This is a genomic window from Acinetobacter albensis (assembly GCF_900095025.1).
In the GTDB taxonomy this organism is placed as follows: domain Bacteria; phylum Pseudomonadota; class Gammaproteobacteria; order Pseudomonadales; family Moraxellaceae; genus Acinetobacter; species Acinetobacter albensis.
The window spans coordinates 153,350-175,589 of sequence record NZ_FMBK01000002.1 but is presented as its reverse complement, the minus strand read 5'-3'; the positions used below and the strand labels follow the sequence as shown (position 1 = coordinate 175,589).

The window sequence follows — 22,240 nt, the reverse complement described above, 5'->3', positions numbered from 1 at the left end:
ATGCGCTATTTTAATAAAATGTTACAATATTGATTATTTTTTAACCGAAAAACGTTATATTTCTGTGCTTTTTGTAATTATTTTAATTAAAAAGTAGACAGCTTAAGCGTGGCATGAATATTATCCATTTCGTCAAATGTAGTTGCAAAAGAGAATTAACAGACTGGATTACTTATATTTCAATTAGTTAAACGAAATTAAGTCAAAGTCTTTAGGAGTTTAATAATGCAGTCAACGCTTAAATATGTTTTAGCTATAGCCACCACGTTCGCCCTGAGTCATTCTCAAGCAGAGCTGGTACAATCTTCATTCAATACCGATAACGATACTTCACGTTTAGCTGCTCGCGTTTTAAATAAAGATGCGCAAGATTTTAATTCACACTTTTCGAATTTAAATAGCCTTTCAATCACTGAACGTTCTGGCGATAAAATTCGTCGTCAAACTATTGCAGCAAAAATTGAAATTCCTGAAGATGAGCCTTCAGTGATTGAAAAGTTAAACAATGTTGCTTCTAACACTGTACGTAAATTTAGCCAAACTGGCGCAGCATCTTGGTACGGTCGTCAATTTCATGGTCGTAAAACGGCAAGTGGCGAAACCTTTGATATGAATGCCATGACAGCCGCTCACCGTAGCTTACCTCTGAACTGTTACATTCGTGTCACCAACAAAAATAATGGTAAGAGTGTTGTAGTCAAAGTAAATGACCGCGGCCCATTCCATGGTAACCGAGTACTTGATTTGTCTTATGGTGCTGCTAAACAGTTGGGTATTACCAATGCAGGTACTGCCAAAGTGAATATTGAACGTGTAGATGGTCCAAATTCATAAGCTATTACTCAACTCCTAATTCATTTGACGTTAAAGCCACCTTTTGGTGGCTTTTTTATGTCTGCTCAAGTAATCATCCTGTTCTCACATATTCAAACCATACCTTCTAGAGCCAATATGAATAGACATAGCCACTCATTTTAATCTTGGCTTAAAGCACCCACTAAATGCTAGTCCCCTCAAACAACCCTTACGTTAATTCTAAATCCCTTGTTCTTAAACTTTTATAATTTTCATCTTAAAATTAAATTTTAGCTTCAAAATAGACAACTCAATTGAAAATGAATGTTATTGAAATACGTCTAGACTTTGACCCGTCCATCCTTCTCGTTTATATTTGAACTGAATAAAAATAAGTTTATAAATGTGATTCCAAAGGAGTGGAAGATGAAAACAATAGCTGAATGGTTAAATGAGTACAGCGAGAGTCATCAGAACCAAACTAATAAAAAAATTCACTGGATATGCGTACCTGCTATTTTATTTTCAATTATTGGAATGATTATGCATTTTAGTGCCCTATTAACAGCTTTGCTCTTAGTATTAAGTTTAGTGTTTTATGCACGACTAGATTTGATTCTTGCCATAGCTATGGCTGCACTTATGATGCTTATGGTCTGGCTGATTGTTATTTTACCTGTGGGGGTCGGTTTTTATATTGCAGTTTTTGTTTTGGCTTGGATTGGACAGTTTTATGGACATAAAGTTGAAGGGAAAAAGCCTTCTTTCTTAAAAGACCTCCAATTCCTTCTCATTGGGCCGGTATGGTGCATGGATGCTTATTTAGCTAAAGTTATACCCAGATGGAAAACACGCCAAAAATCGCAAATGAACGCCATTTAGGCTATATCATCGTTTTATACGGATAAAGAACCGTTATTGATAGGTTCTTCCTTTATATTTCAACCAACCATCCGCATGTTTTTTTTGTGGATCATGATGTGTCCAATGGATGACTCCCCCTTGATGGCTATATTCGTACTCTCCATAAAACTCAACAATCTCACCTTTTTTCAAGCCATCTAAACGTGGGCTCAAATCAATATTATGTGCAACCAAAACAGTTAAGCCATTTTTAAGCTCTAAAATAAACTTTTGATGACGTGAGCCTTCATTATCATCACGCAAAATGGCTTTAACGCGTCCGCTCGATTGAACTTGAATATTACTTCTTTGATCTCTAAATGCTTGTCGAATTTTATCTTCATCATTTTCAGCCGCTACATTAACTGGATTTGAATTGATCGTTTTGTCCAAATGGGAATTCGGTAAAATTTCAGTTTTTAAAACAGACTGATCCAGTGTCTGATGGCTAGGATTGTGCTGTTGTTTTAAATCTATTCCCAAATAAGCCGCTATCAATACAATAATGACAACACCAATCCCCATATTCATTTTATTTGCCATTTGAGCATTCCTTAAAATTGAATTTTTTATAATTCTATTTTTCATAAAAAAAGCCCCTCTCGGGACTTTTTTACAAAATATTTTTAGCTGTATAGCAAAAAATTATTTTGCAGCAGCTTGAGCAGCAGCAACTTCTTCAGCGAAGCTCATTTCTGCTTTTTTCTCAATGCCTTCGCCTACTTCAAAGCGAACAAATTCAACCACTGTAGTTGCAGTTGCTTTTAAAATTTCAGCGACTTTCTTGTCATTGTCGATCACGTACATTTGACGTTCAAGCACAACTTCGTTCAAGTATTTCTCAACTGAACCTGTTACCATTTTTTCAACGATATTTGCAGGCTTACCAGATTCGATTGCTTTTGCTTCAGCAATTTCTTTTTCTTTCGCAATAAGCTCAGCAGATACGCCTTCAGCATTTACAGCAACCGGATTGAATGCAGCAACGTGCATTGCAATACCTTTACCTGTTGCAGCATCACCAGCAAAAGATACAACAACACCAATTTTTAAACCGTGTTTATAAACTGCAAGGTTTTCACCTTCCACAATTTTTGCACGACGTACTTGGATGTTTTCACCAATTTTTTGAACCAAAGCAATACGTGCTTCTTCAACAGTCACGCCGTCTTCAAGTTTCAATTCAGAAATTTGAGCAGCATCAGTTACGTTAGCAGCAAGCGCAGCAGCAGCAACTTTTGCAGAGAAACCAGCAAAGTTTTCGTCTTTTGCAACGAAGTCAGTTTGGCAATTAACTTCTAAAAGAAGTGCTTTATTACCTTCTTGGGCAATTGTGATCGCGCCATCAGCAGCAATGTTACCCGCTTTTTTAGCAGCTTTTGCTTGACCTGATTTACGAAGATTATCAATCGCTAATTCAACATCACCATTTGATTCTGTTAATGCTTTTTTGCATTCCATCATGGCAAGACCAGTACGGTCACGTAATTCTTTTACCATGCTCGCAGTAACTGCAGTCATGTTGTTCTCCTAAATACGGTAGAAAAATGAATCTGTTCAACAAAAACGGCCCAAAGTGTTCTCTGGGCCGTTCTGCTTTCTTGACGCTTAATTTGCCACGATTACATGTCGCAAAAATGACAAGCCTGCGTCAAAACGCATTAAGCCTCTGGCGCTTCTTTAGCAGCAACTTCTTTAGCAGCTTCTTCGCCTTTCGCTTGTGCATTTGCTTGTGATTGAGCGTACTCTTTACCAGCAAGAATCGCATCAGCCATAGCAGAAGCATAAAGTGTTACTGCACGGATCGCATCATCATTACCCGGAATAACGTAATCTACGTTGTCTGGATTAGAGTTTGTATCAACGATACCAATTACAGGAATACCTAGGTTTTTCGCTTCTTTAATTGCAATTGATTCATGATCAACGTCAATTACGAATAATGCGTCAGGTAAACCACCCATGTTTTTAACGCCGCCTAAAGCACGTTCAAGTTTTTCCATCTCACGCGTACGTTCTAAAGCTTCACGTTTAGTCAGCTTAAGGAATGTACCGTCTTGAGATTGAGTTTGAAGGTCTTTCAAACGGTTGATCGATTGACGAAGAGTTTTCCAGTTCGTCAACATACCACCTAACCAACGGTGATCTACATATGGTTGACCAGCGCGTTGAGCTTGTTCACGGATGATGTTAGAAGCAGCACGTTTAGTACCAACGAACAATACTTTGTTCTTTTTGCTAGCAAGATTGTTAACAAAGTTCAAAGCATCATTTAACGCAGGAACAGTATGCTCAAGGTTGATGATGTGAATTTTGTTACGCGCACCAAAGATGTATTCACGCATCTTTGGATTCCAAAAACGAGTTTGGTGACCAAAGTGTGCGCCAGCTTGAAGAAGGTCGCGCATGCTTACGTTGTAATCTGCCATTTTCTTTACCTTAAAGTTTGGGTTAGGCCTCCATATATCCTCATCCTCCACCCCAAAGGGCACCCAGAGAAATGTGTCGATATATGTGCGGATTTTGTTGCCCCATCCAACAAAGCCCGTGAAATTTATTCACGAAAAAGCATTTGATAAAATGGGCGGCTATTTATACCATAGTCACACATAAATTTCCAAAAGTTTTTAGAGATCATGAACAGTACTTACGAAGCTCCGCGTCGCCTGATTAAAACCCCAGATGAAATTGAGAAAATGCGGGTTGCTGGACGACTGGCAGCTGAGGTTTTGGATATGATCAAACCACATATTGTGCCAGGTGTAACCACTTTAGAACTTGATACAATTTGTCATGATTATATTGTGAATAAACAAGATGCTATCCCAGCTTGCTTAGGCTATGGAGCAGCGCCGGGTCGCCCTGCGTTTCAACATGTAATTTGTACATCTGTAAACCACGTGGTGTGCCATGGCATTCCATCAGATGCGAAAAAGCTCAAAAAAGGCGACATCCTCAATATTGATGTAACCGTGATTAAGGATGGTTATCACGGTGATACCAATATGATGTACATCGTAGGTGGTACAACCTCTATTTTGGCTGATCGTTTATGTAAAGTTGCTCAAGAAGCGATGTATCTAGGTATTGAAACAGTGAAACCAGGTTCGACTATTGGGGATATTGGTCATGCCATTCAAAAATATGTCGAATCTGAACGTTTTGGCGTAGTTCGTGAATATTGTGGTCATGGGATTGGAACTGTTTTCCATGACGAACCTCAAGTGTTGCATTATGGTCAAGGCAATAGCGGTATGATTCTTGAAGAAGGCATGACGTTCACCATTGAACCTATGGTTAATGGGGGTGATTGGAAAACCAAACTTCTCGGTGATAAATGGACTGTCGTGACTAAAGATCATAGTTTATCTGCTCAATATGAGCACACCCTTTTAGTGACTAAAACTGGCGTCGAAGTTCTTACTGCGCGCCCTGAAGAAGATTTATCACGCTTCGTGCAATAAAGATTCATTTGAACTTTTAAGAATGGTTATCTCAACCTAACCATTCTTGAAGCATTTTTATAAAATAAAAAAATCAATCAATATAAAAGAATATTTTTAGTCTTTTTCACAATCACTTTTTCTTCAATAAAACCATATTTTTTTAACTGACATCCCAGCCTACGCCCCCTTTTCATTATTTTTAAGCTAAGATAGTGTGCTTTTTATTTTTAATCCCCCATAAGAAGGAATACTGCCGTGGACGTACGTCTCTCTGATCGTGTAAATGCCATCAAACCGTCCCCTACACTTGCTGTGACCAATAAAGCCGCTGAACTTAAAGCTGCGGGTAAAAACGTGATTGGTTTAGGTGCAGGTGAACCAGATTTTGATACTCCTCAACACATCAAAGATGCAGCAATTGCAGCAATTAACAACGGTTTTACCAAATATACCGCTGTTGATGGCACTCCAAGTCTTAAAAAGGCGATTATCGCAAAATTCAAACGCGACAATCATCTGGATTATGCAGCGAACCAAATTTTGGTTTCTTGTGGTGGTAAGCAGTCATTTTTTAACTTAGCCTTGGCTTTGTTAAACAAAGGCGATGAAGTCATCATCCCTGCACCATTTTGGGTGAGCTATCCAGACATGGTCATTATCGCTGAAGGCGTACCTGTTATTGTAAAATGTGGTGAAGAACAACGTTTTAAAATCACCCCTGCTCAACTAGAAGCAGCAATTACAGACAAAACGCGTTTAGTGGTGCTCAACAGCCCATCAAATCCAACAGGTATGATCTATACCAAAGCGGAATTAGAAGCTCTGGCTGAAGTACTTCGTAAATATCCAGAAGTCTATATCGCTTCTGACGATATGTACGAACCAATTCGTTGGGACGACCAATTCTATAACATCGCAACAGTTGCACCTGACCTTTATGACCGCACTATCGTGTTAAATGGTGTGTCTAAAGCCTATGCAATGACAGGCTGGCGTATTGGATATGCAGCGGGTCCTGCAAAACTGATTGGCGCAATGAAAAAAATTCAATCGCAATCAACCTCAAATCCAACGTCTATTTCACAAGTTGCTGCTGAAGCTGCCTTGAATGGTTCTCAAGATGTTCTTAAACCTATGATTGAAGCGTTCAAGCGTCGTCATGACTTAGTGATTCAAGGCTTAAATGACATCAATGGTATTTCTTGTTTACCTGCTGATGGTGCATTCTATGCTTATGCCAACATCAAACCTCTTATTCGTGCAAAAGGTCTAAAATCTTGCACAGAATTCTCTGAATGGTTATTGGAAGAAACGGGTGTTGCAGTGGTTCCTGGTGATGCATTCGGCTTAGGTGGTTTCATGCGTATTTCATATGCCACTGCTGATGAAGTCCTTGTAGATGCGCTTGCACGTATTAAGAAAGCAGCCGACTCAATCGATGGCGTAGACGCTGCAATTGCTTCAATTGCTGCTGAAAAATAATCGATAAGAGTTTCAATCTTTAAATTACAAAAACCCACGATATTCGTGGGTTTTTTTAATTATCTACATAAATACTAAATACGAAAACTGCTTCTTCTAGATTAATATCAATCACTAATTTGTATGTTCAGCTTTTTCAATCATCTTCCCTGCTTAGCTTGACGAATATAAAACAGCGCATTAAGTTACTGGTAGATTCTTATTTTAATATCTTTAATAATTGAGAAAAAACAATGAACCCAAAAGAAATGACAGGACTGCAACTTTTACAGGCAATGTGTGTAGGAAAAATTCCACCGGCCAGTATTAGTGAAACCATTCCAATGCAACCGTATGAAGTCACTCACGGAACTGTTCGCTTTACAGTCAAAGCAGATCAACGCCATTTGAATCCGCTTGGTGGTGTTCATGGAGGCTTTGCAGCCACGGTTCTAGATTCGGTAACAGGTTGTGCAGTGCACAGTATGTTAGAAGCGGGCGTCGGATATGGCACCATCGATTTAAATATTAAAATGTGCCGCCCTATTCCACAGAATAAAGAACTTCAAGCTGTCGGTAACGTCATTAATATTAGTAAGAATTTAGGCATCTCAGAAGGTAAAATTACCGATGAAGATGGGAAAATTTATGCACATGCAACTGCAACCTGCATGATTATTCGACCTTAAAATATGAAAATTGAGATTCAAGTATTTTTAGAGCTTAAGCATTTCGCCTAAGCTCTCATGTTTGAACAGTACTAGTTAGCCAGCAGATTTTAAAGGTTTTTCGATAATCAACGTATCTTCTGGACGTGTCGTTCCTTTATAAATACACAAATATTTAAATACACTATCCAATGATACAGAAAGCTTTTTTTGCTCTGACCGAGACCAAACTTTTGAATTATTTCGTCCAGATAACGCGCTCCCATTTAATTGATATAAGTATAAATCGTGATCGCGTTGCAAAGATTGCTTGCGTCCATTTGAATAACTATCCAGAAGTAATTGGCATGGAGTATTAATCAACCATTTATCACTGAACCAAAGTTGCAGCAAATCACCTAAATACAAAGGCTGTGTTCCGACAGGCCATACTTGGATATAAGCATCTTCAACCGCAGTCTGATAGCGTTCTGGATCTTGAATAATCGAAATATAATGATTTTGATAAAAAGAAAAATTTGAAAAGATTTCGGCAATCGTCAGCGTATGCATTCGCTTTCTCCTGTTTAGCCATTTTAGTGCTGGCAAGTTGGTTTAAATCCACACTGGTTGAACTTTCATTCAAACCCTCTGTTATGTATTTAATCTAACAAGCCTATTTTGGCTGTGCAAGTTTTTTTAAGACTTTTAATTTATTTGCTTAAAATAAAAGCATACAACACAAAAATGAAGCTATCGTGACATTTTTAGCTTGACCGTCTACAAAATCTCCTTATAATCGCATTCAGATTCTCCAATAGCTCAGTCGGTAGAGCGACGGACTGTTAATCCGCAGGTCCCTGGTTCGAGCCCAGGTTGGAGAGCCAAATACGAAAAAGCCCACAGCATTAAAGTGGGCTTTTTTTTGCTTAAATTATTTGTTTTTAAACTGACTTATTGAGTATTTGACTTCCAGCTTATGCTGGAAAGAAGTTTAATTGGATTTTTTAAAATTTAAAAAGAAAAAAGCGCATCGAAATGCGCTTTAAACCTATATTTGGAAATGAGTAAATACCCCTCAAAGCTTTAGCGTTGTGGTAAAGGAATATATTGCGAACTATTATTTTGTGCTTTGCGTTCCCCAACCACCACGTTTAAAGTTAAAGGCTGTTCGTTACGAATCACATTCACCTTAATCGTGCTATTTGGTGCTTGTAATGCGACATAATTAATTAAATGTGATGCTGAATTAATCAGTTCATCATTCACTTGAATAATCTTGTCTGCTTTCTTAATTCCCGCAGTTGCCGCGGGGCCATCAGCTAAAACGTCTGCAACGACCACGCCACTTTGCTTAGGCTCAAGAATATTATCCTGCTGTACAGGCATTAGACTGATTCCCAGCCAACCACGTACCACTCGACCATCTTTTAAAATTGAATTGAGAATTTGTTGACATACTTTGGCAGGAATGGCAAAACCAATACCCAATGAACCGCCAGATTGAGAAAAAATAGCCGTATTCACCCCAATTAAGTTACCTGCCACATCTATGAGTGCACCACCCGAGTTTCCTGGGTTAATTGCAGCATCAGTTTGAATAAAATCTTCATAGGTATTAATCCCTAAATCTGAACGATTGGTGGCAGAAATAATGCCCTGTGTAACCGTTTGACCCACTCCGAACGGATTACCAATCGCAAGAACCACATCACCGACTTCATTACCACTTAATTTAAACGGTAAAACAGGTAATTTATCGAGTTCAATTTTAATCACAGCAAGGTCAGAATCTGGATCGGTACCAATAATTTTTGCCGTTGCACGACGCCCATCATTTAAGCCCACCACAATCTGATCAGCTTGTGCAATGACGTGATTATTGGTCAAAATATAACCATCAGAACGAACAATCACCCCCGATCCAAGACTATTTTCATTCTGTTCCTGAGCGAATTGATCTGGAAGTTGATCACCAAAGAACTCACGAAATGCAGGATCATTTAATAAAGGATGCTGGTTTTTCTTTACTTTCTGCATGGTAAAAATATTGACCACTGCTGGTGCTGCCACTTTCACAGCCGCACTATAAGAATCAACCCCACCTGTTCGAGTTGTGTCAATCAATGGCTCTAATTTTTCTGCAGGCATTTTTATACCATCAGCAGCCACAGGTGCTTTGGGCTTTTGATATTGTTGCCATCCGAGAAAACCCAGAGTAACTAAAATGAGTAAAACCCAAGGTAACCATGAAAATGTGCGGCGCACGTTAATATCCTCTAAAAATATTTTAATTCGTTGATGACTAAGTAATTTATGTGCCATTGTAAAATGAAACACAATAAGAAACATAAAAATAGTTCAAGAGTTTTGTCATGCTTTAGTTACAATTCAAAATATGTTTTGATGGTTACTGATAGTGAGGGATGTGAACATTTATGGCAAAGCTCAGCGAGATTATTCAATGGTGTGACCACACTTTGAAATCACATGAATTTAAAGACTATGCACCCAATGGCTTACAAATTGAAGGAGACGCAGAGGTCAATAAAATTTTATGTGCGGTAACAGCATCACAAGATGCCATTGAGGCCGCGATTGAACAAGGCGCTAATTTACTTTTGGTACATCATGGTTATTTTTGGAAAGGTGAACCGTACCCGATTACAGGAATGCGTGGTAAACGAATTAAACGTTTAATTCAACATGACATTTCCTTATTGGCTTACCACTTACCATTAGATAGCCACCCTACTTTAGGAAATAATGTATCAATTGCAGATCTTTTAGAATTAGAAAATATTGAAGCGTTAGATCCTTCTGAACGCCATCCTATTGGCAATATCGGTTATTTAAAACAGCCCATGTCTGCGACAGACTTTAAACACTATGTATCGACACGCTTAAAATTCGATGTGACTCATCTTGCTGCAGAAAAAGCCAGCATTCAAAAAATTGGATATTGTACTGGAGGCGCACAAGATTTCATTGTTAAAGCTGCGGAGCAAAATTGTGATGCTTATATTTCTGGCGAAGTCAGTGAACGCACTTTCTATGAAGCCAAGGAATTGAATGTTCATTATTACGCGTGCGGACATCATGCCACCGAGCGTTTTGGGGTACAACGCCTTGGAAAAGCTATTTCAGAACAGTTCAATATTGAGTATAGTTATTTCGAATTAAACAATCCGATTTGATTTTAAAAACCGCTGTGTTTGGCTTTTTTCTTTATACGTATAAATTCAGGTTTTATTCTGTATTGTTATTTATACGCAATGCGCAATTTGCCTCAATAATCCATTACAATAAAGCACTTAATGTCAAAACCCAGCAAAAACGCAAGGAATTGAAAACATGACAACCATTACTTTACCAGCACTTCCATACGGTTATGAAGATCTTGCTCCACACATCAGCAAAGAAACTTTAGAATACCATCATGACAAACACCACAATACCTATGTGGTTAACATCAATAATCTCATCAAAGGAACTGAGCTTGAAGGCAAAACCTTAGAAGAAATTATTACAGCAACTGCAGGCGATGCAGCGAAAGCAGGCATTTTCAACAATGCTGCTCAAGTTTGGAACCATACTTTTTACTGGAACTGTATGGCTAAAAACGGTGGCGGTAAAGCGACTGGTACTCTAGCGGCTAAAATTGACGAAGCCTTCGGTTCTTACGAAAAATTTGCTGAAGAATTTGCTGCTGCTGCCACTACTCAATTTGGTTCAGGTTGGGCTTGGTTAGTCGCTGACGAAGTAAACGGTAACTTGTCTATTCTTAAAACTGCAAATGCTGATACTCCAATGGCACATGGTAAAGTTGCAGTATTGACAATTGACGTTTGGGAACATGCTTATTACATCGACTTCCGTAATGCACGTCCTAAATACATCTCTACTTTCCTAGAAAGCTTAGTGAACTGGGATTATGCGAATGCAAAATATGCTGGCCAAGAAGCTGGCGTTGAAAAATAAGATTTAAAATAAATTTTATTTTTGTGTAAAAAAGCCACCCTTTTGGGGTGGTTTTTTCATTTTTCAGCCTGATCTGCATAATTATAAGGCAAATGATTCATTTCTTTAGCTTTACATGTTGACGAGCTAGGTTTTCATCCCTAGAATGCGCTTCAGATTCTCCAATAGCTCAGTCGGTAGAGCGACGGACTGTTAATCCGCAGGTCCCTGGTTCGAGCCCAGGTTGGAGAGCCATCTATTCTTCCATAGCTCAGTTGGTAGAGCGACGGACTGTTAATCCGCAGGTCCCTGGTTCGAGCCCAGGTGGAAGAGCCAAGATTCTAAAAAGCCTACTTGATTAAATGAGTAGGCTTTTTTTATTCCTTTTTTTAAAAAACAGCCTACTTGTTTTAAATCAAACATTGAAACTAAAATATCGCGCCTCATCTGATCCAAAATGCCGATTTTAGAAACAGTTAAACTCAGTTTTAGCAATTTTTATAGAAAGAGACTTGACCAAAACCTTTTAGGTCAATAGAATCCGTTTCAGATTCTCCAATAGCTCAGTCGGTAGAGCGACGGACTGTTAATCCGCAGGTCCCTGGTTCGAGCCCAGGTTGGAGAGCCAAATTTTAAAAACCCACTTTATTTAAGTGGGTTTTTTCTTATCTGTGGTTTTATATTCTAGTTTTTCTCTTTTTCACGATCTCAAGATTATTAACAACTCAGTACTATTGGTTATCGATGTATAGTAGATTTCAAAAATCATCTTTATTATCTAAACGCATCCTAAGTATGTGCAGTGCACATCTAAATAGCTATACGCTTAAAAGCTATATTACATTAATTTAAAGCAATCACCTCAATCACTTTTAGAACATCAATTCATTTTCATTCTTTTAAAAATTAAATTGATCTGCATCCACAAATGTATGCGAATACTAAAAAAATGCCCAAATTAATGTTACGATATATCATAACAATTAATTTTTAGTTCTTTTTATGTCTATACCTTCACAACGCTTACAAGCAATTGATGCCTTAAGAGGACTCGTCATTTTAATTATGATGGTCGATCATGTCAGAGAAACATTTTATCTGCATCATCAGGTTCCTGATCCGATGCTGATATCAGGAACAGATGAATCGCTTTTCTTTAGCAGAATTTTGGCGCATTTATGTGCGCCTGTTTTTGTAGTATTAACGGGTTTATCGGCTTATCTGTATCAAGCTAAAAATAACAGTATTGCAATGACGCGCATGTTTTTACTTAAACGTGGCCTTTTCCTTATTTTTTTAGAACTCATTGTGATCAATTTTGCATGGACAGGACAGTTCCCGCCTGATGTTATTTATTTGCAGGTTATTTGGGCAATTGGTTTAAGTATGGTGGTTCTGGCTGGTCTAATTGGCTTTTCACAACCATTGCTCTGGGTGATCAGTCTCAGCATTATTTTTGGTCACAACTTACTGGATCAAGTGTCCTTTGAGCATCTCCCTATTGTTCAAAATATATGGTTTATTTTGCATGAACGAGGCTGGATCGAATTGGGTGAGCATATTCGTTTTAGAACATCTTATCCTTTGCTGCCTTGGATTGGCGTTATTACACTGGGTTATTGTATTGGCTACACGGTATTTAATTCCGCTCAAGATATTGCGAAAAGAAATAAAATATTGATGGGCTTTGGCTTGAGTAGTATCTGTTTATTTTTTATTTTGAGAACTATGAATGTGTATGGCGATCAAGCTTGGTCAATGATGCCAACCTCCCTTGAAACGATTATGAGTTTTATGAATCTGACCAAGTATCCGCCATCATTGCTGTTTATCTTATGGAATGTCGGTCTTGGATTAATACTTTTGGTGTTCATTCAAAAAGTGGAAAATAAAAATTGGATTAAACCATTGATCATTTTCGGTTCCGTTCCCATGTTTTTTTATATCGTACACTTATATGTACTCAAAGCACTCTATTTACTGGCAATAGAAGTGTTTGGCAAAACTCATGGCGCGTATTTTGGCGTCGATCATGTTTCATCTTTATGGCTGATTTCTATTATGCTCAGTATTTTGCTTTATCCACTCATGCTGAAGTTTTCGGACTTTAAACATAGAAACAAGCATATTCGCATTCTTAAGTATTTATAGAATCAAATAATATTCTGTAGATAATAAAAGCGGAATCTGAGTCATTTACTGTACTGATTTCAATTGATTAAATCAGTACAGTAAATAAGTTATTTAAAAATTTCTATTCATTTAGGTTCTAAATGACTTGCAAGATCAATACAATTAATATGTAATATTATAACATTTCAATTAATGTTATAAATCATGTCTTCAAAACTCTATTTACTGTCTTCATGTACGTTACTCTCACATTTTGCTTGGGCCCAAACTTCAGATCTTCCTAACCCCCTTCCGACCCTTGTTATTGAAGCGCAATATTCTACTGACAGTTTAGTCAACAGTTCAGCATCGACCAAGTTTAAGCATGATGCTATCGACGTTCCTTTCAGTCGAAGTTTTATCTCTAAAGAAACGTTAAAACAGCAAGATGTACAACGTATTGATGATGCACTCAGCCAAGTCAGTGGTGTTTATAGCCAAACCAATTATGGAGGCGGTTTTTGGGATAACTTTTCTTTCCGAGGTTTCGGTACCGACCCTAATATTGGTGCTCAAATCATTCGAAATGGATTAAGTGTCAATCGCGGCTTAAGTGCACCTCGGGATATGGTGAATATTGAATCTCTCGATTTCTTAAAAGGTCCCATGGCATCATTGTACGGTCGTGGTGAAGCAGGTGGACTGCTCAATATTAATACCAAAAAACCCCAATGGCAGCCATCAACTGAGGTTAACCTGCGCCTGAATAGCTTAGAAAAATACCGCACCAGCTTTGAACATACTGATGCTATAAACGATGATTTTGCCTATCGTTTTGCTATAGCACATGAAGATAATCAAAGCTTTCGTGATCATGTGAGTAGTAAACGCTGGTTTTTCTCACCACAGCTTAGCTGGAAAATTTCGGATCGTACACAACTTGACTTTGACAGTGAATTTACGCATCAAACCGGTACATTTGATCGTGGTATAAGCACTTATCAACAACAGTTTGTGATGTCTCCTAAAACATTTACAGGAGAACCGAATGACGGTGACCATCTACAAAAAGACAATTTTTATCAGCTTCATTTAAAACATGAAATAAACGATGCATGGAAGTTAAACAGTGCATTGAGTATTAAGGATACTCAGCTCAAAGGATTTTCGAGTGAACCACGACGAATTCAAAGCGATGGGAAGACCTTAGAACGGCAGCGTCGTTATCGTGACAATAAAAGTGATGACATTTTATTTCAGACAGAATTTCTAGGTACTGTCCAACACGATTGGGCTCGACATGAAATATTATTAAATTCTGAAATCGGGCGAATGGATTATCGACAGCTTCAATTGCGGCGCAATCATAGTTTAGATAATCCAAATATGATTGATATTTTTAATCCTATCTATGGAAAATATTTACCTGAACTTCCATTATTCATCAACACAGAAGAAGAACAGCAGTATTTTTCCCTCAACATTCAAGATCAACTATTTTTAAATGATCAATGGAGTGTTTTGCTTGGAGCTCGTTTTGATCATGTAACTCAAGATTTTCACAACAAACGTTTAGACTCATCTCACCGTAAAAATCTTCAACATACTAGTCCCCGATTTGGCCTAAATTATCGCATTAATGATAGCTGGTCGGTCTATAGCAATTACGGGCAATCTTTTGCCTTAAACAGTGGAATGGATAAATATAATCAAGTCTTTGCTCCAGAAAAAGGGGATAGTTATGAGATTGGAAGCAAATATCAGATTAATTCGCAAAGTCTAGTCAGTATAGCCTTATTCAAAATGAATAAGAAAAATGTACTGACAACAGACCCAAGCGATAGCAACCACCAAATAACAGCAGGTGAAGTCTCTAGCCAAGGGATTGAACTTGATTTACAAACACAACTGACTGATCAACTATCCATTCGCGCAAATTACAGCTATACAGATGCTCAAGTTGAAAAAGATCAAATTCTTCCACAAGGATCACGTCTCAGTAACGTGCCTAAAAATAGCGGTTCTTTAAGTGCAAATTATGAATGGTATTTAACTGATGGCGCGCAACTGGGTTTAGGTGCAACTACAATTTATGTAGGTGAAAGAAGTGGACATAGTTCAGATAATGGATTTAATTTACCTCAATATACCTTGGTTAATTTAAATGCTTACTATGCACCAAATGACCAATTACGCTATCAACTTCATTTAAATAATCTATTCGATGAAACCTATTATACTGCAAGCTATAGTGATCTCTGGATACAGCCCGGTGACCCTTTAAATGCATCCCTCTCTGTACAATTGAAATTTTAAAAAAGGCACTGTTGTAGTCATACAGTTACTCAACAGTGCAAAAATATTTTTAACACTCTTCAATATTAAAGCTTGAGTTTCCCTGCAATTTTTCATTCCAAAAATGAATAAAACCCAGTTTTAATTATAAATAAAAACAATTACAATTCTCATTAATATTTATTTTGCTTCCACATTCATGTTCTATAGAAAATCGCTTCTTGCACTTGCTATTCTCCCATTTATTGTCACGGCAACCTATGCACAATCTGATTCAAATCAAAGTGACACTGACTCCTCTATACTTCCGACTATTAGTATACAAGCGCAGAAAATAGATCATCCCTATGTGGCTCAAAATGCAGCATCTCTACTCAAATCTGATGCTCCACTATTTGAGACAGCGCAAGCTGTCAGTGTAGTTACTCGTGAACAACTAGATCAGAAGCAAGCAACAACCTTAGCCGAAGCCATTAATGGCATAGCTGGTGTGGTGTCTGGCCAACGTGGACGTCGTGGTTGGGATGATTTTAATATTCGCGGGCAAAGTGCAAATAATCAAATTTTCATTGATGGACTTAGAACATCTGCTCGGTCTGCGGTTGCTGTTGATTTATCAGGTATTGATCAAGTACAAGTACTGAAAGGCCCTGCATCTGTAAACTTTGGGCAAGTTGCGCCTGGTGGTTTGGTAAACTTAGTCACGAAACGGCCAGAAGCAGAAAATTTTTCGCGTACTGATTTAAGCTATGGCAGTTATGATTTCAAACAAGCCACCTTTGATTTGAATTATGCACCTCAGAATACTGAAAAAGGTGCATTCCGCTTGAGTGGACGTTATGCAGATCAAGATGATCCTGTGGATTATGTGTATTTCAAAAACCTGTACATTTCCCCCACTTACAATTTTGATTTAGGGGAACATGCCGATCTGTCTGTTATCGCAAGCTATCAACACCGTGAATATCAACGCTATCAAGGTGCACCGTTAGTCGGCACATTACTTCCAAGCTCCTTAGGGAAAATCGATTCTTCTTTTTTTAGTGGTGACCCTGCATCTGATCCTTATAAAGCTGATGTATATCGTGCGGGTTGGAATTTTAAGTATGATTTTGGCAATGAGCTCGTATTTCGACAAAATGCAGCCGTGCAAAAAACAGAGATGAATGGCGGCTTCATTTCCTTACAAGCGGGTGGAACCGAAACAGCCGTAAAACGTCGTTTGGAAGTTCAAGATTGGGATTATACCAACTACACAATTGATCAGAATTTACAAAAAACCTTTCAATTTGGTCAAACCACACATGAATTACTGTTGGGTTTGGATGTCATGCAAGAGAAGCGTGAAACTCTTGCTGACCGTTGTAACTTTGCTAGTATTAATCCTTTTCAGCCTCACTACAATCAAGGTTGTATCACAGCTTTAAGTTTGAATAGTCATAGTATTACCGAGCTGCAAGATATGGGTCTTTATGCCCGGAATCGGATAGATTTGGGTGATCAATGGATTATAAACTTGTCGGGGCGATATGATTGGGCAAAATCATCTTCAGAAAATGTGTTAAAAGGAACAAAAACTGATCCGCAAGATGATCAAGCTTTTACTGGCAATGCATCTGTTATGTATCTAGCGAATCAATTCGTCGCACCCTATATCAGTTATGCTACTTCTTTTATTCCAAATATTGGTACAGATAAAAACGATGCTTTGTTCGAACCTGAAAAAGGCAAACAATATGAAATAGGCATGAAGTTTCAAAGTGCAGATCAACAAATACAAGGAGCACTTTCATGGTTCGACCTACGTCGTCAGAATGTTTTAGTGAATGATCCAACGGATATAAACTATCAAATTACTGAAGGCGAGCAAACGACTCGAGGAATTGAAGCTGAAGTGAATGCAGCGCTAAGTGATCGCTGGACGAGTTCTGTTGCCTATGCCTACACCTATGATTCAAAAACCACCAAGAGTACTGAACTAACAGCTATTGGTGAACGTCTTGAAAATACACCTGAGCATACATACAGTTTGATGACACGCTATCGCCCCCAAGGTGTTTTAGGTTGGTATGTAGGTGCTGGCATTACCGGTGCAAGTGCAACTGAGTTAGCAGGTTTAAATGTGGAATTACCTGCTTATACCATTTACAACGCAGCTGCTGGCTATGATACGGAACATTGGGGAGCGCAGTTATCCATTCGTAATCTGTTTGATAAAAACTATTACTCAGGTGTGATCGATAATCGTGTTGTCGCCTTTGGTAATCCACGTCAGGTAAATTTTGCAGTAAAGTTTAAGTATTAATAAAGTTCCGTCTTTCCTCTATTTTTCTTAACGACCAAAGAATAATCGATTCTACATATGGGCAATTTGTCTATATGTAGATTTCCTAAAGAAGTTGTGCAATTTCAGCATGACTTAATTTGGTCAGGCTACTTTTTATTTCTCTGTATTTTCATTCAATTATTTTTATAAAAATTAATATAAATTAAATACTTATATTCTATTTGGCATTCCTATCAATAAAATCATTTTTACTGTGATTCATCGACTTTATTTTTAACCTAACAACCCATGATTTTTCTTAGCTCTCAATTTTCAAAAGATTCATTTCAGTGACTTATCAATTTTAAGTGCAAAAGATATAAGAAGATCTGGTCTTTTTAATCCTCAACACTGAATACAGTTCTATTATAATCACCGCCTTAAGAATGAATATGATTGAGCTTTATGAAAATTTTAGATGGTGGTTTTGGTCGAGAACTTGCACGTAGAGGCGCACCTTTTCGTCAACCTGAGTGGTCTGCTTTAGCATTAACCGAAGCACCTGATATTATAAAAGAAGTTCATTTAGATTTTATTCGAGCGGGTGCTGAAGTCATTACCACCAACAATTATGCTGTGGTTCCATTTCATATTGGTCAAGACCGCTTTGACAAAGAAGTTAAAGATTTAGTCCAAGTTGCTATAAACCAAGCCAAATTGGCCGTTACAGAAAGTGGCCAAAAAGTTCTCATTGCAGGTTGTTTACCGCCCCTTTTTGGTTCTTATCGTGCTGATTTATTTCAAGCAGATGAAGCTAAACAATTAGCAATCCCAATTATAGAAACACTTTCTCCACAGGTTGATTTCTGGCTTGCCGAAACACAATCATGTATAGCAGAAGTTGAAACAGTACATGCCTTGTTGCCTGATGATGGTCGTGAGTTTTGGGTTTCTTTTACTCTACAAGATGAAATTCATCAAGAAAAACCGCTTTTACGTTCTGGAGAAAGTATTGAGCAAGTGGCTGAATTGCTGAAGCGTTTAAATGCTCATGCCGTGCTGTTTAACTGTTGTCAGCCTGAAGTTATTTTACAAGCGATCTTAGAAATTAAAAAACTTTTGCCAGAACATGTTCAAATTGGTGCTTATGCCAATGCATTTCCACCACAAAACAGTGAAGCCACGGCAAATGATGGCTTAGATGAAGTACGTGCCGATTTAGATCCTGATTTATATTTAAAATTTGCTCAAGAATGGCAAGCAGCAGGTGCCTCATTGATTGGTGGCTGTTGTGGAATAGGCCCAGAACATATTTCAGCACTTTCAAAATTTTTCAAGCAGTAAGTTTCACTCATGTCTACCACTAAAATTGGCTTACTTTCTTTAACAGCCCTCGTTTTCAGTTCAATGGTCGGTTCTGGCGTATTCAGCCTTCCTCAAAACATGGCTTTTGTCGCCAATGGCCAAGCTTTATTAATCGCTTGGCTAATTACAGGTGTTGGAATTCTATTTCTGGCCTTTGCACTACTCTATTTAACTCGGCAGCGGCCAGACCTAGACGGCGGTATTTATAATTATGCACGTGAAGGTTTCGGTGAACTTATTGGCTTTTGTTCTGCCTGGGGCTACTGGCTGTGTACCACCATTGGTATTGTCGGCTATGTCGTGATTGCTTTCTCTGGTATAGGTATGTTCACAGATAGACCTGATCATGTTTATTTTGGTGATGGAAATACACTCTATGCACTGATTGGCTCTTCCATTTTTGTCTGGATGATTCATTGGTTAGTCAGTCGAGGAATTAAAGAAGCCTCATTGGTCAATTTAATCGCGACCATAGCCAAAATCGTTCCCATCGTCATCTTTATTGTCTTTACCTTCCTCGCCTTTAAACTCGATCTTTTTAAACTCAATTATTTTGATTTTTCATTGCAAGTGCCTGTCTGGGAACAAGTTAGAAATCTAATGCTGATTACCCTTTGGGTTTTCACAGGGATTGAAGGTGCTGTCGTTTTATCTTCTCGTGCAAAAAATCGAAATGATATTGGCCTTGCTACGGTACTGGGCGTATTACTGGCATTGAGTTTCTACGTTCTGGTAACGGTTCTATCTTATGGGGTGACGAGCCGCCCAGAAATAGCGAGTATGCATAATCCTTCAATGGCCACCATTTTAGAACAGCTGATTGGCTTACCCGGTACAATTATTATTACTCTAGGACTAATTATTTCAGTCAGTTCTTCTTATTTGAGCTGGACACTTTTTGCCACAGAAATCCCATTTCTCGCTGCAAAAAATAAAGCATTTCCTCAGATTTTTTTGAAAACCAATCAAAATAATGTCCCCATTGCATCATTGTGGTTAACATCAATCGTGGTTCAAATTTCATTGATTGCAGTATGCTTTTTCGACAAAAATTATACTCAATTATTGTTAATTTCTTCTGTTATGATTTTATTGCCTTATTTTCTAGTTTCAGCTTTTTATTTAAAAGAATCATGGAAAAATAAACGCGCTAAACATATCTCGATTGCTCTGGTTGCTGTGATTTATGCCTCTTGGTTACTCTATGCTGCTGGCATTTCACTCTTGCTACTCTCAGGCTGTTTATATGTAATAGGCTTAGTGATTTTTTTCTATAGTCGATATAGCAATAAAATAAAGGTTCATCATCCTCTATAAAGTATGTAAAGGGTCTGAGTAGTGCCCTTTCACTTTCAACTTTATTCAACTGAGATGGCTGTATTTCTCTTTACATTCACTGAGTTTATTTAACTAAACATGGCGTTGCATTAAAAAATGAACTTTAAATTCTGGCAAACATTCTTCCGTTTATTACATGTATATGCGGGAATTTTTATTGCTCCTTTTATTTTTATTGCTGCCCTCACCGGGCTTTTTTATGCAGCCACGCCTCAAATAGAACAATTCATTTATCGTGATGTCTTATACACTCAGGAAAGCCATTCAAAAATACGACCTCTCAGCCAACAAATTGAAACAGCTAAACACGCCCTATCACCGAGTGCACGAATTACCGAAATTCGTCCAGCACCCGCGCCTAATCAGACTACACGCGTTATTTTCTCCGATCCATATCTAGAGCAACAAAATGAAGCTCTCTTTATTGATCCATATACACTTGAGATTAAGGGGCAATTAGCTGTCTATGGGACGAGTGGCTTATTACCATTTCGAACAACACTCGATCATCTACATCGTGATTTATTGCTAGGCAGTTGGGGACGTTTTTATAGTGAATTAGCAGCAAGTTGGTTGGCTGTTTTAATTTTTACGGGTGTTTATCAATGGTATAAACGTCGTAAAATAGCCAAAAACATTTATAACAAACCCATTCAAAAACATAGCAGCATTGGCTTAGTGCTGTTTCCACTCTTACTTTTTATTTCAATTACGGGTTTAACCTGGTCAGAATGGGCAGGCAAAAATATCGGTATACTTCGACAAACGCTGAGTTGGCAAACGCCCGTTTTAGAGACATCTCTTAAAGAAAGAATACCATCAGCTGAGATAATGCATCATGAAGATCATACAGTAGTTCAGCACCAGCATGTCACGCCAACCTCTTCTCACGATTTTGATATTGCTTTAGGTCTCGCTCGAGAACATGGTCTAGATGCAGCTCAAATACAAATCAAACCACCGTCAGAAGAGTATCAAGCTTGGAGTGTTTCTGAAATTCAACGTCATTGGCCAACACAAGCTGACAGCATTGCAATAGATGTTCAAAATCACCAAGTCATTGATCAACTTTACTTTAAAGATTACCCACTCATTGCAAAATTGACCCGATGGGGAGTCGATGCACATATCGGTATTTTATTTGGCTGGATCAATCAACTGATTCTCATCATCTACTCAATTGCACTCTGTATCATGATTTTTTATGCATATTTTTCCATGTACAAAAGGACAAATTTAAAACAAGCAATTCTACAATTTGCGGATCAAGCAATCATAATTTGGACTCAAAATGGTATTTCACAGCGAATTAAGCTCGTGACGGTTATGATTGTGATAGGAATATTGCTTCCTGTATTCGGGTTCAGCCTATTGATTGCTTTAATTGCGATTCTTTTTCGCAATATTACTGCGAAATATAAACGTTAATCGAATTAGGTAATATTCAGTTTTCTATACAGAAGATCGGCGACTCTCCTTTTAACTTATTACTCACATTCAAAATCTAAAGCAGTGCCAAACAGATTGCCTTTCAATACTGATTGCTAGACTTAGATGAGCTGAACACGTGCATAAATAAATTTAGAATATAAATTTATATAGCCTTTTTTGAATTTTTAACCATATCCTCTCTGCAAGGAATGATTTTTAAA

18 protein-coding genes and 4 tRNA genes are annotated in these 22,240 nt (G+C 38.0%); 17 read left to right on the top strand and 5 right to left on the bottom strand.

Annotation, left to right across the window (positions count from 1 at the left end):
- The first annotated feature begins 225 nt into the window (after window positions 1-225).
- Together GA0116959_RS02085 and GA0116959_RS02080 are read left to right on the top strand one after the other, a co-directional pair.
- Complete coding sequence (locus tag GA0116959_RS02085; protein WP_053579946.1) at window positions 226-834, top strand: septal ring lytic transglycosylase RlpA family protein; 609 nt, start codon at window positions 226-228, stop codon at window positions 832-834.
- Between the two features lie 387 nt (window positions 835-1,221).
- Window positions 1,222-1,677 carry an Mpo1 family 2-hydroxy fatty acid dioxygenase gene (locus GA0116959_RS02080; RefSeq protein ID WP_092717857.1) on the top strand — a complete coding sequence of 152 codons (456 nt, stop codon included), beginning with the start codon at window positions 1,222-1,224 and terminating at the stop codon, window positions 1,675-1,677.
- A gap of 33 nt (window positions 1,678-1,710) precedes the next feature.
- Here GA0116959_RS02080 and GA0116959_RS02075 read toward each other — a convergent pair whose 3' ends face one another.
- From GA0116959_RS02075 to rpsB, 3 genes are all read right to left on the bottom strand, one after another.
- Window positions 1,711-2,241, bottom strand: coding sequence for a DUF3465 domain-containing protein (locus GA0116959_RS02075; protein ID WP_092717855.1), 531 nt, complete (start codon window positions 2,239-2,241; stop codon window positions 1,711-1,713).
- A 102-nt stretch (window positions 2,242-2,343) separates the two neighbouring features.
- On the bottom strand, window positions 2,344-3,219 hold the full coding sequence (gene tsf / locus GA0116959_RS02070) for a translation elongation factor Ts (RefSeq protein WP_053579943.1): 876 nt from the start codon (window positions 3,217-3,219) through the stop codon (window positions 2,344-2,346).
- A gap of 140 nt (window positions 3,220-3,359) precedes the next feature.
- Window positions 3,360-4,127: a 30S ribosomal protein S2 gene (gene rpsB / locus GA0116959_RS02065; protein ID WP_092717853.1), complete on the bottom strand. Its 768-nt coding sequence runs from the start codon at window positions 4,125-4,127 to the stop codon at window positions 3,360-3,362.
- A 207-nt stretch (window positions 4,128-4,334) separates the two neighbouring features.
- On the opposite strand from rpsB, the gene map reads away from it, so the two are divergent.
- From map to GA0116959_RS02050, 3 genes are all read left to right on the top strand, one after another.
- Entirely contained in the window at window positions 4,335-5,162 is an 828-nt protein-coding gene (gene map, locus GA0116959_RS02060; protein ID WP_053579941.1) for a type I methionyl aminopeptidase, read from the top strand.
- 237 nt (window positions 5,163-5,399) lie between these two features.
- A complete protein-coding gene (locus tag GA0116959_RS02055; protein ID WP_092717849.1) occupies window positions 5,400-6,626 on the top strand; it encodes a pyridoxal phosphate-dependent aminotransferase in 1,227 nt (408 codons plus the stop codon).
- A gap of 233 nt (window positions 6,627-6,859) precedes the next feature.
- Window positions 6,860-7,294 carry a PaaI family thioesterase gene (locus GA0116959_RS02050; RefSeq protein WP_053579939.1) on the top strand — a complete coding sequence of 145 codons (435 nt, stop codon included), beginning with the start codon at window positions 6,860-6,862 and terminating at the stop codon, window positions 7,292-7,294.
- A 75-nt stretch (window positions 7,295-7,369) separates the two neighbouring features.
- Here the strand turns inward: GA0116959_RS02050 and GA0116959_RS02045 are convergent, their stop codons facing one another.
- Window positions 7,370-7,825 (bottom strand): hypothetical protein, encoded by a 456-nt coding sequence (locus tag GA0116959_RS02045; RefSeq protein WP_092717846.1) that lies wholly within the window; start codon window positions 7,823-7,825, stop codon window positions 7,370-7,372.
- A gap of 238 nt (window positions 7,826-8,063) precedes the next feature.
- On the opposite strand from GA0116959_RS02045, the gene GA0116959_RS02040 reads away from it, so the two are divergent.
- Window positions 8,064-8,139 (top strand) — tRNA-Asn (locus tag GA0116959_RS02040).
- Between the two features lie 199 nt (window positions 8,140-8,338).
- On the opposite strand, the gene GA0116959_RS02035 is transcribed toward GA0116959_RS02040, so the two are convergent.
- Window positions 8,339-9,520 carry a trypsin-like peptidase domain-containing protein gene (locus tag GA0116959_RS02035; protein WP_053580319.1) on the bottom strand — a complete coding sequence of 394 codons (1,182 nt, stop codon included), beginning with the start codon at window positions 9,518-9,520 and terminating at the stop codon, window positions 8,339-8,341.
- A 170-nt stretch (window positions 9,521-9,690) separates the two neighbouring features.
- Between GA0116959_RS02035 and GA0116959_RS02030 the strand changes: the two genes are divergently transcribed.
- The 11 genes from GA0116959_RS02030 (at window position 9,691) to GA0116959_RS01980 (ending at window position 22,016) form a co-directional block, all read left to right on the top strand.
- Window positions 9,691-10,449, top strand: coding sequence for a Nif3-like dinuclear metal center hexameric protein (locus GA0116959_RS02030; RefSeq protein WP_092717843.1), 759 nt, complete (start codon window positions 9,691-9,693; stop codon window positions 10,447-10,449).
- Window positions 10,450-10,606: 157 nt separating this feature from the next.
- Window positions 10,607-11,233, top strand: a complete 627-nt coding sequence (locus GA0116959_RS02025; RefSeq protein ID WP_092717841.1) for a superoxide dismutase — start codon at window positions 10,607-10,609, stop codon at window positions 11,231-11,233.
- A gap of 158 nt (window positions 11,234-11,391) precedes the next feature.
- Window positions 11,392-11,467, top strand: a tRNA-Asn gene (locus tag GA0116959_RS02020).
- A gap of 5 nt (window positions 11,468-11,472) precedes the next feature.
- Window positions 11,473-11,548, top strand: a tRNA-Asn gene (locus tag GA0116959_RS02015).
- Between the two features lie 216 nt (window positions 11,549-11,764).
- Window positions 11,765-11,840 (top strand) — tRNA-Asn (locus GA0116959_RS02010).
- Window positions 11,841-12,214: 374 nt separating this feature from the next.
- Window positions 12,215-13,363 carry an acetyltransferase domain-containing protein gene (locus tag GA0116959_RS02005; RefSeq protein WP_092717838.1) on the top strand — a complete coding sequence of 383 codons (1,149 nt, stop codon included), beginning with the start codon at window positions 12,215-12,217 and terminating at the stop codon, window positions 13,361-13,363.
- Window positions 13,364-13,549: 186 nt separating this feature from the next.
- Window positions 13,550-15,640, top strand: coding sequence for a TonB-dependent siderophore receptor (locus GA0116959_RS02000; protein ID WP_092717835.1), 2,091 nt, complete (start codon window positions 13,550-13,552; stop codon window positions 15,638-15,640).
- A gap of 178 nt (window positions 15,641-15,818) precedes the next feature.
- Window positions 15,819-17,924: a TonB-dependent siderophore receptor gene (locus GA0116959_RS01995; protein WP_092717832.1), complete on the top strand. Its 2,106-nt coding sequence runs from the start codon at window positions 15,819-15,821 to the stop codon at window positions 17,922-17,924.
- 426 nt (window positions 17,925-18,350) lie between these two features.
- Window positions 18,351-19,229, top strand: coding sequence for a homocysteine S-methyltransferase family protein (locus GA0116959_RS01990; protein ID WP_092717829.1), 879 nt, complete (start codon window positions 18,351-18,353; stop codon window positions 19,227-19,229).
- A gap of 9 nt (window positions 19,230-19,238) precedes the next feature.
- Window positions 19,239-20,567, top strand: coding sequence for a basic amino acid/polyamine antiporter (locus GA0116959_RS01985; RefSeq protein ID WP_092717826.1), 1,329 nt, complete (start codon window positions 19,239-19,241; stop codon window positions 20,565-20,567).
- Window positions 20,568-20,684: 117 nt separating this feature from the next.
- Entirely contained in the window at window positions 20,685-22,016 is a 1,332-nt protein-coding gene (locus tag GA0116959_RS01980) for a PepSY-associated TM helix domain-containing protein (RefSeq protein ID WP_092717823.1), read from the top strand.
- Window positions 22,017-22,240 lie beyond the last annotated feature (224 nt).